This window comes from Caballeronia sp. RCC_10, from assembly GCF_041360715.1.
GTDB classification, from domain to species: domain Bacteria; phylum Pseudomonadota; class Gammaproteobacteria; order Burkholderiales; family Burkholderiaceae; genus Caballeronia; species Caballeronia grimmiae.
The window spans coordinates 416796-429528 of sequence record NZ_JBFUPT010000002.1; the positions used below are offsets into that span (position 1 = coordinate 416796).

Genomic DNA, 12733 nt, shown 5'->3' on the forward strand with positions numbered 1-12733 from the left:
TTGAAACGTACTACTGCTATCTACGGGCTTGAGGGTCCGTATTCCTTTGATACTGCTGCGAGTACCGATCGCCGGCGGCTGCCGGCGGATGTCGGAACCTTTCGGACACAGCCGTTGCGTTGCCGGCTTATGCTGCTTCCTTGACGGACGGCAGGCGGGCGACGAGACGCAGCGACACGGTCAGGCCTTCGAGCTGGAAGTGCGGACGCAGGAAGAACTTCGCCTGGTAGTAGCCGGGATTGCCTTCGACGTCCTCGACGACGACTTCAGCGGCAGCCAGCGGACGGCGCGCCTTGGTCTCTTGCGACGAGTTCGCCGGGTCGGCATCGACGTAATTCATGATCCATTCGTTGAGCCAGCGCTGCATGTCCTCGCGCTCGCGGAACGTGCCGATCTTGTCGCGCACGATGCACTTGAGGTAATGCGCGAAACGCGAGCACGCGAACAGATACGGCAGACGCGCGGACAGGTTCGCGTTGGCGGTTGCGTCCGGATCGTAGTACTCGGCCGGCTTTTGCAGCGACTGCGTGCCGATGAAGGTCGCGTGGTCCGTGTTCTTGCGATGCACGAGCGGAATGAAGCCGTTCTTCGACAGTTCCGCTTCACGACGATCCGAGATGGCGATTTCCGTCGGGCACTTCATGTCCACGCCGCCGTCATCCGTCGGGAACGTGTGGCAGGGCAGGTTCTCGACCGTGCCGCCCGACTCGACGCCGCGGATCAGCGAGCACCAGCCGTACAGCTTGAATGAGCGGTTGATGTTCACACCCATCGCATACGCGGCGTTCGCCCATGCGTAGTTGCGATGGTCGGGGCCGTTCGTCTCTTCTTCGAAATCGAACTCATCGACCGGATTGGTCTGCGCGCCGTACGGCAGGCGCGAGAGGAAGCGCGGCATCGCGAGGCCGACGTAGCGGGCGTCGTCCGTATTGCGGAACGAATTCCACGGCGCGTATTCCAGGTTTTGCGTGAAGATCTTGGTGAGATCGCGCGGATTGGCGAGCTCTTGCCACGATTCCATCTGCAACACCGAAGGCGAAGCGCCCGAGATGAACGGCGTGTGCGAGGCAGCGGCGATCTTCGCGATGGAGCCGAGCAGGTCGACATCGGGCGGCGTGTGGTCGAAGTAGTAGTCCGCGACCAGGCAGCCGTAGGGTTCGCCGCCGAGCTGGCCGTACTCTTCTTCATAGATCTGCTTGAAGAGCGGGCTTTGGTCCCATGCAAGACCCTTGTAGCGCTTCATCGTGCGGCGCAGTTCTTCCTTCGACGCATCCATGAAGCGGATCTTCATGCGCTCGTCCGTCTCGGTGTTCGAGACGAGGTGATGCAGGCCGCGCCATGCCGATTCCAGCTTCTGGAAGTCGGTGTGATGCAGGATCAGGTTGATCTGCTGGGACAGCTTGTGATCGATCTGCGCGATGATCGCTTCGATGCTCTTGTAGGCGTCGTCGCTGATGGTCAGCGATTGCTGCAACGCCTGTTCCGCCAGCGTCTGAACCGCGTATTCGACCGCTTCGCGTGCCTCGTCGGTCTTCGGGCGGAATTCCTGTGTGAGCAGTTGCGAGAAGTCGCTTTGCGTCTCTGTCGCCGCTGCGGCGGCCTGTGCCATCTGTTTTGCCATCGTGAACCTTATAGGGGCTGTTTATTCACTATCGCTCGGTCGCGCGTCTTACTGAGCGGACTGCTCTGCTTCGGATTTGCTCGCGCCGGCATCCGCCTGCGGCTTCGGCGACGCAGCCAGCGACTTCAGCAGTCCGGGGTCGGCGAGCAGCTTGTTGACGAGCGACTCGGCGCCCGACTTGCCGTCCATGTAGGTCTGCAGGTTGGCAAGCTGGGTGCGGGCGTCGAGCAGGCGGCGCAGCGGCTCGACCTTGGTCGCGACCTTTGCCGGCGAGAAGTCTTCGATGCTCTCGAAGGTCATGTCGACGAGCAACTGGCCCTCGCCCGTCAGCGTGTTCGCGACCGAGAACGCGACGCGCGGCTTGATTGCCTTCATGCGCTCGTCGAAGTTGTCGATGTCGATGTCGAGGAAGCGGCGATCCGCGACCGGCGGAAGCGGCTCGACCGGCTTGCCCGACAGATCGGCGAGCACGCCCATCACGAAGGGCAGTTCGACCTTCTTTTCCGAGCCGTAAATCTCGACGTCGTATTCGATCTGCACACGGGGTGCACGATTTCGCGCGATGAACTTCTGTGAGCTGTTTGAGTTTGATGCGGACATGCATGACTCCGTAACGTTGGGGAAGATCGGCAAAACTCAGTGAGCCTGGCCGACGGGGAGTGGGGCAGCGGGCGCGGCGGCTTCGAACACGATCGCCGACGCAGGCGCCGCAGTCTTGTCGGCGATGTCGATGTGAATGCTCGAAATCGGCTCCGCAGACGAGAACGCATCGAGCCAGAGCGCGGAAAGCGGCGGCAGCACGTGTTGCTCGATGAATCCGATGAGCACGCGCGCACCGGTTTCCTGCACGAGGCAATGCGAGACGATGTAATCGACGACGCCGTCGCTGTATGCGAGCGCAATCTCGTGACCGTCGGCCATGCGGCGCACGACGTGGTTGAGATGCAGCCGCACGATGCTTGCGAGCGAGTCCTGAGCGAGTGGACGGTAGGGCACGAGCGAGACCCGGCCGAGGAACGCGGCGGGGAACACTTTCAGCAGCTCGGGCATGAGCGCGGTGCAGAGGCCGCTGTGGTCCGGTGCGAGCGTCGCGTCGGCGCACAGGCTCGTCACCAGTTCCGAACCGGCGTTGCTGGTGAGAAGGATCGTCGTATTGCGGAAGTCGATGAAGCGGCCGTCGCCGTCTTCCATGTAGCCTTTGTCGAAGACCTGGAAGAACATCTCGTGGACATCATGGTGCGCCTTCTCGATTTCATCGAGCAGCACCACCGAATACGGCCGACGACGCACGGCTTCGGTCAGCACGCCGCCCTCGCCATAGCCGACGTATCCCGGCGGCGCGCCTTTCAGCCCGGACACCGTGTGCGCTTCCTGATACTCGCTCATATTGATCGTGATCAGGTTCTGCTCGCCGCCATACAGCGCTTCGGCGAGCGCGAGCGCGGTTTCGGTCTTGCCGACACCCGACGGACCCGCGAGCAGAAATACGCCGAGCGGCTTCTTGGGATTGGTGAGGCGCGCTCGCGCCGTTTGCACGCGCTGGCAGATGGCGTGCAGCGCATCGACCTGGCCGATGACTCGCGCCGCAAGCGTTTGCGGAAGCGTGCGGACCGCGGCGACCTCATCCCTCACCATGCGGCCGACGGGAATGCCCGTCCAGTCGGACACGATCTCCGCGACGATGCCTTCGTCCACTTCGGGAAACACGAGCGGCGACTCGCCTTGCACGTCCTGCAGCGTCTTCTCCAGCGCGCGCAACTCTTCGACTGAAGGCGCGGGCTTCTTCGCCGCTTCGCCGTCGCGGGCGCGGACGGCGTCGCGTGCACAGGCGAGGGCTTGGGCGGCGGCGAGCTGGTTCTTCCACCGCGCCTCGATGATCGATTCCTCCGCGCTCAGCGCGCCGATGCGGGCTTGCGCCGCCGTCAGCGCACGATCGGCGTCGATACCGATGCTTGCTTCCTGCTCCAGCAGTTCCAGTTCGACGCGCGCAGCCTGCACGCGCTGACGAACCGCCTGAAGCTCACGCGGCGCCGTGTGCTGCGACAGCGCGACGCGCGCGCAGGCGGTGTCGAGCAGGCTGATCGCCTTGTCGGGCAATTGCCGCGAAGGAATGTAGCGATGCGACAAGAGCACTGCTGCACGGATCGCTTCGTCGCGCACTAGCACGCCGTGATGGCGCGAGAACGCCGCTGCCAGCCCGCGCACCATGTCGATGGCCGCGCCTTCGGCGGGTTCCGGAACCTGCAGCAACTGAAAGCGGCGGGTGAGTGCCGGGTCCTTCTCGATGTGCCGCTTGTATTCGGCCCAGGTCGTGGCGCCGATCATGCGCACCGCGCCGCGAGCGAGTGCGGGCTTCAGCAGATTGGCTGCGTCGCCCGTGCCGGCCTGGCCGCCCGCGCCGACGAGCGTATGGATTTCATCGACGAACAGAATGATGGGCGCAGGCGACTTCAGCGCGGCTTCGAGCACGCTCTTCAGGCGCGCCTCGAACTCGCCCTTCATGCTTGCGCCGGCCAGCAGCGCGCCGACATCGAGCGTCATCAGGCGCACTTCGGCGAGCGTCGGCGGGACGTCCCGCTTTGCGATGGCCAGCGCAAGCCCTTCGACGACTGCCGTCTTGCCGACGCCCGCTTCGCCCGTGATCAACGGGTTGTTCTGGCGGCGGCGCAGCAGCACGTCGATCATCGTGCGGATTTCCTGCTCGCGTCCGACGACCGCATCGATCTCGCCCGCGCGGGCACGGGCCGTCAGGTCGAGACAGTACTGATCGAGCGGCGAGCCCGTGCCGGCCTGGCGCATCGCGCCTGAACTCTCACCCGGCACCGCCGACGAGAAATCGCTGTTGTCATACGGCGCATCGTCGCCTTCGGGCGAGCCGTTGACCCACGCGACGAGCGAATCGCCGGACAAGTCCGCCGGCAGCCGGCTCAGCGCGGACGACGCCGACAGCAGCACGCGCCGCAACTCGGGTGTGCTCGCCAGTGCGGCGATCAGCCACGCGCCGCGCACGCGGCGGTCGCCGTATTCGAGCGTCGCGAGCACCCATGCGCGCTCGATCGCGAGTTCGATGTAGTGAGAGAAATCGCTGATCGAGCTTGCGCCTGAAGGCAATGCGTTCAGGGCGCGCGCGAGGTCGCGCTCCAGTACGTCGATGTCGATGCCTGCGTGCCGAACGATGCGATGGAGGTCGCTATCGGGAAGTTGCAGCAGCTGATGCAGCCAGTGCACAAGCTCGACATAAGGATTGCCGCGGAGCTTACAAAAGGTGGTTGCGGATTCGATGCTTCGGAACAGCGTGGCCCCGAGCTTACCAAAGAGTGCCTGGCGTGAGACGGTCATTATTTTTGAGTGTTAGAACGCTGTACTAAACAAGCGTGCGCGTCACGATTCGTTTTCTTTCTTGCCAGCAGGCCACGTCGTCGCGTTTTTCGCCTCGGTTTCCGATTGTCGATTGCTGCGGCCGAAGCGATTATCCACGCCGCGGTTCGCGAGTCAACGATCGTTCAGGTTGAATTTATCTTGATAATGCGGGCTTGGGCTATTCGATAAGCACGCACAATCAACAATCCTTCAAGCGCATCAAGGACTTAAGAATAACTAACGAAATTCATTGAAAATCCAAGCGAGGATAAGTTTGCAGATTAGGACGCAAGTTGTTCGGATCTTCGTGTGAAGCTGATGCCTTTTGTCTCAAATTAAACGCTATGGACACTGGATTTGCGCCGTGTTCTAATCCGGCCCCGTCCCGCCTTTAGCCACGTGACCTGAGAAATTCCGGACAACTCTTTATCGATGGATCGGAGACTTGATGAGACTTGCAAGACTCTTTCGCGCCAGCCCGTCTGATGAACCGCGCATCGAACCGCGCGACCGGCAGGCGCCGGCAGGTCCGGCGAATCAGGAGGCCGCGTCGGGCTTCGATGGCGGGGGTGCGCGTGCCGATTCATCGGCGTATGCGGACAGCCTCGTTCTCGATCTGATCGGCGGCACCGCCGACGCCAGTTCCGCGCGCTTCACGGTCAAGACCGGAGACGATACGGCCAGCACGGCCACCGACGCGCTCTTCGGCTCCTTATACGAGCAGTACTGTCAGGCGCTCGATTCTCCGCTCACTCCACGAGCGGATACGTGGGTCCCCGCGCCCGGCGGTGAAGATGTCTCATACGGTGAACAGCATCAGACAAGAAGCCGCTTGGGCGACGGGACCATCAGCCCGATTGCCGACGTGCTTGGGGACATCTACAACCTGGAGCAGGCCTTCGGGCCCATGTTCGGTCATTCATCTCATTCGGCCGCCGTTTCCGACAACGTTCCCGAAGTGCTGCGGCTGTTCGCTCCGCCGGAGTATGGCGCGGCGTTGTCGCACAAGCCGGGACCGATACTGCCGTCGCTCGTGCGGCGCGAGCACCACACGTTATCCATCGATAGTCCCGTGCGGCCATTGAACACCCCCCACAGCAGAGAGCAGGAGCCGACCCGGTGAGCACCGACACCCTGAATTCGACCGGCGGCAAGCAAGCCGCACCCGCGCCGGGCGAAGCCATTGCGGACCTCGGGGCCAAAATCCGCAAGGAGCCTTCAGTCGCGGCGCATCGCTGGTCGCTGTTTCAATGCTTTTGCGTGACCGGCGAGTGGGAGCGGGCGCTTCAGCAATTGCAGGTCTACGGACAACTCGACGGCGAAGCCGAGCGTGTCGTCCACACGTATCGCGACCTGATCCGCGCCGAACGCTGGCGTGAACAAGTGATGGCCGGCAAACGCGCGCCCGCCTTCGTGTACGACGATGCTGCCGCATGGATGCAATCGCTCGTCGAGACACTCGAGCTGACGGCGAAGGGCGATCTCGATGCGGCCGATCGTGCGCGCGAAGCCGCGCTCGATGCCGCGCCGCTCGTCGCGGGCCGCGCGAACGATAAGACCTTCGAGTGGATCGGCGACAGCGATTCGCGGCTCGGACCGGTTTGCGAGTTCATCGCGGCGGGCAGTTATCGCTGGGTCGCGCTGGCGGATCTTGCCGGGTGGCGCGTGCGTCAGCCGGCCGCGCTGATCGATCTGGTGTGGACACCGTGCACGCTCGCGCTCACTGACGGCAGCACGCTGCACGGCTTCGTGCCCGCGCGTTATCCGTTGCCGGCAGACAGTCAGACGGACAACGCTGAAGCGCTGCAGACGGGCCGCGAGACGATCTGGCGGGAAGTGGGCCGCACCGGCGTGATCGGCTTCGGCCGCAAGACGTGGTCGACTGCCGCGGGCGACTTCAGCGTGTTCGAGTTGTCGACGTGCGCGTTCGGCGACGCGGCGACAGCCGACGCAGCCGGCCCCGACGATGAAGCAGACGAGGAGCCGGCCGCGTGAACAGGACGAACCGCCGCACGCCATCCGGAGCCGGTGCGCAGGCGCCGCGCCGCGCCGATTCGCATCTGATGCCGACCCTGCTCGACCGGCTGCGCGACGACGCGCCGCAGCGCGAGACCGAAGTGTCGGGCGAGTACACGGTGACGCGATCGCAGATGCGCGAGATCATCCAGCGCGATCTGGCGTATCTGCTCAACGCGATCAGCATTGAAGACCAGATCGACCGCACGCGGTATCCCGAGGCGGCGGCGTCGACGGTCAACTTCGGCGTGCCGCCGCTCGCGGGAGATTTCGTCGCATCGCACCGGTGGTCGGACATGGAGCAGAAGATCAAGCGGGCTATCGAAGAATTTGAGCCTCGCCTGATGCGCGACACGTTGTCCATCGTGCCGCTCAGCGGCGTCGACGGCAACGGTCAATACAACAACCTCGCCTTCGAGATCCGCGGCATGCTCCGCATGGACCCGTATCCGCTGGAGTTCATGGTTCAAAGCTCGCTCGATCTCGAGACGAGCCGGCTGCACGCGACGGCGCGGCGCGGCGGCTGAATCAGCGCGGCGGCGCAATCACGCCGCGCGCATAACCCAGGCATCATATGGACCCGAGGCTGCTCGAGTATTACAACCAGGAACTGGTCGCATTGCGCGACCTCGGCGGCGAGTTCGCCAAGGCGCATCCGAAGATCGCACACCGGCTCGTGAACCGGCCCGGCGAAGCCGTCGATCCCTACGTGGAACGGCTCGTCGAATCGTTCTGCTTCATGGCTGCGCGCATGCAGGTCAAGCTCGATGCGGAGTTCCCGCGCTTCGCCGGCCGCCTGCTCGAAGTGATGTACCCGAATTACACTGCGCCGACGCCGTCGATGGCGGTGGCGCAGTTTCATCCGGATGCGGCATCGGACAAACTGGCCGAAGGCTTCAGGATCGCGCGGGGAACGCCGGTCAAGAGCCGCACCGCGCCGGGCGAGAAGACGGCCTGCACCTTCCGTACGGGCCACGATGTCGTGCTCTATCCGCTCACCATCGCGAGCGCGAGCCTGACCGGCGTGCCGCGAGACATCCGCGGGCTCGACCGCTACGTTCCCGACCATACGCGTGCGCGCGACGCATTGCGCTTGCGGCTTCGCACGACCAACGGGGCGAGCATCGCCGATCTGCGCGGGCTGGATCGGCTGCCCCTGTATCTGAGCGGCGATGAGCAGGTTGCGTCGCACCTGTTCGAACTGCTGCATTGCGCGAGCATCGCGACGATCATCGGCGCGCCGGACGACATGGCGAAGCAGGACCGTCCGCTGTCGGTGGTCGTATCGGACGCGGTGGCGCATGAAGGCTTCGGTGTCGATCAGGGCTTGCTGCCGCTGACGTGGTCGAAATTCCATGGCCACAATTTGCTGCAGGAGTACTGCTCCTGCCCGAGCCGCTTCTTCTTTTTCACGCTGACGGGCCTCGAAGATGCGCTGCGCCGCGTGAAAGGCGACGAGGTCGAGATCGTCGTTCTGCTTAGTCATTCGAGCGATCGTCTGAGCGGCCTCGTCGATGCTTCCCGCTTTGCACTGTTTTGCGCGCCGGTTATCAACCTGTTTCCGAGCCGCACCGATCGTATCGAGGTGAACCAGTCAGCGTCGGAATTTCATCTGGTGCCGAGGCGTCTCGCACCGCTCGACTATGAGGTGTTCGCGGTCGATGCGCTCGCCGGTCATCGCGGCAATGGCGGCGCCGGGCTCGAATTCCGCCCGCTCTATCAGACGCGTAACAGCGACGAGGGCAACTACGGCCGCTATTTCTCGCTGCGGCGCGAAAGCCGGCTGCATTCCGAGGCGACGCGGCGTTATGGATCGCGCACGCCCTATGCGGGAACGGAAGTGTACGTGTCGCTCGTCGATCAGCATGACGCGCCGTACCCCGAGGACATTCGCTACCTTTCCGTCGATGCTTGGCTGACCAATCGCGATCTGCCGAGCCTCGTTCCGCGCGACGGCGTGCGTGATCTGTTCATCGATTTCGACGCGCCCGTGGCCAGCATCGGACTCGTGCGTGCGCCAAGCGCGCCGCGCGAACCCTTTGCGGAACGCGAGACGGCGTGGCGGCTTATCCGGCACCTGAATTTCAACTACCTGCCGCTCGAGGAAATCGATCACCGGCAGGGCGGCCAGGGCATGCGCGACATGCTGAGGCTGTTCGTCGCGGGCGACGACAAGATCCATGAGCGGCAGATAGAAAGTCTAGTCGGTGTGAAGACGCAACCGGTTTCGCGCAAGCTGCCGGGCAAGGGGCCGCTCGTATTCGGACGCGGCATCGAGTGTCTGCTCACCGTCGACGAGTCGGGCTTCTCCGGCGTCAGTCCTTATCTTTTCGGCCTGATTCTAGAGCATTTCCTGATGCGCCACGTGTCGATCAACACGTTCACGCAGACCGAGCTTCACTCGATGCAACGCGGCCGCCTCATGCGATGGCCCGTTCGCATGGGCGCGCGCGGATCGAGGTGATGCAACGCGCGGCCGCGAGTTCGATGCTGCGCGAATGCCGCCGGTCGAACCGGTCGCGCAGCCGATGAGAGGACCGCGCGTCGACCCGGGCGATACCTCACAGACATCGCATGACGGCATGCGACAAGACAGACGAACGTAGAAGGTCAGCATATGAGCAACACGAAGAATAAGGCCGGGAAGAAGGCCTCCGCCGGCAAGACCGCCCAGGTCGCGTCGCACGACTGGATGGCGCCCGTCGATGCCGCGGTCCCGTGCGGCGTCGATCTCGAATATGACCCGGAGTTCGTGGTCCTGTCGTCGCAGGTTGCCGCGCGCATGGAAGCGCAATATGGCGATTTCGTCGGCGTGCCCGATCCGGTGAACTGGAGCGACGTCGACCGCGATTGCCGTCGTCTCATGATGCGCAGCAAGGACATGCGGCTTGCCGTGCTGTTCACGCGCTGCCGCACCCGGCTGGGCGGCGCGCCGGGACTCGCCGAGGGGTTGGGCTTGCTGGCCGCGTGGCTCACGGCCTTCCCCGATACGATCCACCCGAAGCAGGGCGTGGATGACGACGAGGACGCCGCGCTCGAGATTCGCATGAACGCGCTGCAAGGATTGACTGACACCGATGGCCTGCTGTCGGATGTGCGTGAAATTGCGCTTACGCGGTCGAGCGCTGCGCGGCTGCAAATGCGCGATGTCGAGCGTGCGTTCGCGCATCCGCGTCCGAGCGATGCGCTTGCGCCCGAATCGGTGACGCGTCAGATCGAAGATTTGCGCATGCAGGAGCCCGACGTCCTCGCCGGTTTCGACGCGGCGGCGGACAGCCTGAAAGCCATCGAAGCTTGGAGCCGCGAGCATCTGGGCGCGTATGTGCCGGAGTTTGTGCAGCTTGCGCGGCTGCTGGACCGGGTGGTGTCGACCGGCGTGCGCGTTGTTCCTGTTGCGATGGATGAACCGGCCGACGACGCGGCGACTGCTGATGATATCGACGTTGCCGCGCCCGATGCAGAAACCTCAAGTCAGCTGATCGTCCCGAACGAGACGACGGCCGTTGAGTCTGTGAGGATGATGCGCACGGGCGCCGTCGATCGTCATGCTGCGCTGGAGTTGATACGCGAGGCGCGTCACTGGTTCGAGCAGCATGAGCCAAGCAGCCCGATCCCGGTTTTGCTGCGGCGTGCGGAACAGTTTGTCGGCAAGCGATACGCCGAAGTCGTGAAAGCGATCAGCCCGGAAATGCTTGCGCAGTGGGAAAGCGATGATTCGATGGGGTGACGGGTTGGTGGTCGCTGCCACGGTCTCGTCTCGCCTTCGCACAGAAGATCAAACCATAACGGAGAGAACTCGTCAGATGCTTTGAAACGATGACTCGCGGGACCAATTGAAATGGTCGGTCGGGGGTGATGTCGCATGGCAATTCAGCGCGGGACACTGCAAGCACACTCATTGCTACGAATCTAAGGAACCCGACGTCTATCGTGCAATTCCAGAACTAGCGCACGTCGGTGTTTCCCTACGATCCGCAAAGGAGAACAGTCATGCCCGACGCTTCCGACCCGCAAGCGCCCGATCCATCGCAAGCGGAGATAGCGCGTGGCACGCCGCCCGCGCGCACGCCCGAGACTTTGCCCGACACTGATTTGCAACCGGATCAGCAACCTGTGCGCGGCACGCCGGATTTGTCCAAGCCGGGTGCAGACGGCTGATTCCCGCCGCACGAAGGTGTCCCGCACGCCGAGGCCGGCACGGAAGGCGTGCCTGAAACGGACGCGATCTGCAGCTCTATCAGAGCCTGCAAGCGTACAAGCGACGTTCACGCCCGGCAGCGTGATCATGGTCGATCCGAGCCACTGATTCGTCACGCGCTTTCGGGCGACGCAAAGCGGCGCTCCCGATGTCCCGTGCGGTCGGAACACGCTGACCGTCACGCGCGGGGAGGCGCTCGACGGTCCATCGCCGTCATTCAACTCAGCCATCTATCGCCCTGGCATTCCCGATGCTATAGGCCTTCAGCAAGCCAACAAGGAGGAAGCGATGGACAAGACCCCCGCACGGGATTCGAAATCCCTGATGAGCCGCGTCATCGCGTGGCCCGCTCGCATGTTCAAGCGATTTAGCGACGACCGCGCCGCGCCGATGGCCGCGAGCATCGCGTTCTACTCGGCGTTCTCGCTCGCGCCGACGCTCGTCATGGTCATCGCCATTGCCGGGCTCGTGTTCGGCGCCGAAGCGGCGCGCGGGCAACTCTTCCATCAGATAAGCGGGATGCTCGGCAAGGATGCCGCCGAAAGCGTGCAGACGATCGTCGAGCATGCGCATCGCAGTGGCGGGGGCGGTATCGCGGCGATCATTTCGTTCGTGCTGCTGGCGGTCGGCGCGTCGGCGACGTTTTCATCGCTGAACACGGCTTTGTCGATCATCTGGCCCGCCGAGAAAAAGGAGAAATCCGGCGTCGCCACTTTGGTCAAAGTGCGGCTGATTTCCTTCGGCCTCGTGATGGGCGTCGCGTTCCTGCTGATCGTCTCGCTCGTTCTCGATACCGCCGTCCAGGCCGCCGGAAAGTGGGTGTTCGGCGAGTCGCCGCTCGTCATCATCGGCGATATCGTGCAGTTCGTGCTCGGGCTCGTAATCCTGTCCGCCGCGTTCGCCGCGCTGCTGAAATACCTGCCCGATGGTCACGTCGAGTGGCGCGACGCCTTTGTCGGCGGCGCGATCTCCGCCGTGCTGTTCTCCGTCGGCAAGAAGCTGTTCGCGCTCTACCTGACGCACGCAGGGACCGCCAACGCGTTCGGCGCGGCCGGCTCGCTCGCGGTCCTGCTGATGTGGCTGTACTTCGCGGCAGCCGTGGTGCTGCTCGGCGCGGAAGCCGCGGCGACGCGAGTCGAGGTGCGCGAAGGCAGCGGCGCGGCAAACGCGGGTGCCGCCGACGCGCCCTCGGTTGCCGATAAAGGCAACAGCGCCATGCCGATGCCTGCGCCTGTCGTGCGCGTCGAGCATCTCGACGATGTGACGCCCGCGCCGCTTGACGAGCGCGTGATTGCGACGCCGTCATCGTCGTGGGCGCTGGCTGTTGCGAAAGGTATGGATGCGCTGAAGTCCAATCCGAGCCGCATCGCGATCGCGGCGGCGGGGGCGGGTCTGTTCCTGTTCACCAAGGGATCGCAACGGACGCACGGAAGGCATCGGTCGGTGAAGGCTTGAGAAGGGGGCGGGGCGGGCGTCGTTCTTCCCACTTTGGGGGGGCGTCGCGACGTTAGCAACGGCGTCCCCATCTTCCGCCGATG

General features: G+C 64.0%; 10 protein-coding genes. 7 read left to right on the forward strand and 3 right to left on the reverse strand.

Going from position 1 to position 12733, the window contains the following annotated elements; genetic code table 11:
• Positions 1-127: 127 nt before the first annotated feature.
• The 3 genes from tssC to tssH are packed head-to-tail and all read right to left on the reverse strand — an operon-like array spanning position 128 to position 4960.
• Entirely contained in the window at positions 128-1621 is a 1494-nt protein-coding gene (tssC, locus tag AB6804_RS06370) for a type VI secretion system contractile sheath large subunit (protein WP_370885732.1), read from the reverse strand.
• Between the two features lie 48 nt (positions 1622-1669).
• Positions 1670-2221, reverse strand: a complete 552-nt coding sequence (gene tssB / locus AB6804_RS06375) for a type VI secretion system contractile sheath small subunit (protein ID WP_370885733.1) — start codon at positions 2219-2221, stop codon at positions 1670-1672.
• A 36-nt stretch (positions 2222-2257) separates the two neighbouring features.
• The gene (gene tssH / locus AB6804_RS06380; RefSeq protein ID WP_370885734.1) at positions 2258-4960 is read right to left on the reverse strand and encodes a type VI secretion system ATPase TssH; all 2703 of its coding nucleotides are present in this window, start codon (positions 4958-4960) and stop codon (positions 2258-2260) included.
• A gap of 469 nt (positions 4961-5429) precedes the next feature.
• Here tssH and AB6804_RS06385 point away from each other — a divergent pair, with 469 nt between their 5' ends.
• The 7 genes from AB6804_RS06385 (at position 5430) to AB6804_RS06415 (ending at position 12650) form a co-directional block, all read left to right on the forward strand.
• On the forward strand, positions 5430-6104 hold the full coding sequence (locus AB6804_RS06385) for a TagK domain-containing protein (RefSeq protein WP_370885735.1): 675 nt from the start codon (positions 5430-5432) through the stop codon (positions 6102-6104).
• Positions 6101-6976 carry a type VI secretion system accessory protein TagJ gene (locus AB6804_RS06390; protein WP_370885736.1) on the forward strand — a complete coding sequence of 292 codons (876 nt, stop codon included), beginning with the start codon at positions 6101-6103 and terminating at the stop codon, positions 6974-6976. The genes AB6804_RS06385 and AB6804_RS06390 overlap by 4 nt, the downstream gene beginning before the upstream one ends.
• Positions 6973-7524: a type VI secretion system baseplate subunit TssE gene (gene tssE, locus AB6804_RS06395; protein ID WP_370885737.1), complete on the forward strand. Its 552-nt coding sequence runs from the start codon at positions 6973-6975 to the stop codon at positions 7522-7524. Before AB6804_RS06390 ends, tssE begins: the two co-directional genes overlap by 4 nt.
• Positions 7525-7571: 47 nt before the next feature.
• Positions 7572-9461 (forward strand): type VI secretion system baseplate subunit TssF, encoded by a 1890-nt coding sequence (gene tssF, locus AB6804_RS06400; protein ID WP_370885738.1) that lies wholly within the window; start codon positions 7572-7574, stop codon positions 9459-9461.
• A 228-nt stretch (positions 9462-9689) separates the two neighbouring features.
• Positions 9690-10724 (forward strand): ImpA family type VI secretion system protein, encoded by a 1035-nt coding sequence (locus AB6804_RS06405; protein ID WP_370885942.1) that lies wholly within the window; start codon positions 9690-9692, stop codon positions 10722-10724.
• Between the two features lie 263 nt (positions 10725-10987).
• Positions 10988-11155, forward strand: coding sequence for a hypothetical protein (locus AB6804_RS06410; RefSeq protein ID WP_370885739.1), 168 nt, complete (start codon positions 10988-10990; stop codon positions 11153-11155).
• Positions 11156-11519: 364 nt separating this feature from the next.
• The gene (locus AB6804_RS06415) at positions 11520-12650 is read left to right on the forward strand and encodes a YihY/virulence factor BrkB family protein (RefSeq protein WP_370885943.1); all 1131 of its coding nucleotides are present in this window, start codon (positions 11520-11522) and stop codon (positions 12648-12650) included.
• The last annotated feature ends 83 nt before the right edge of the window (positions 12651-12733 follow it).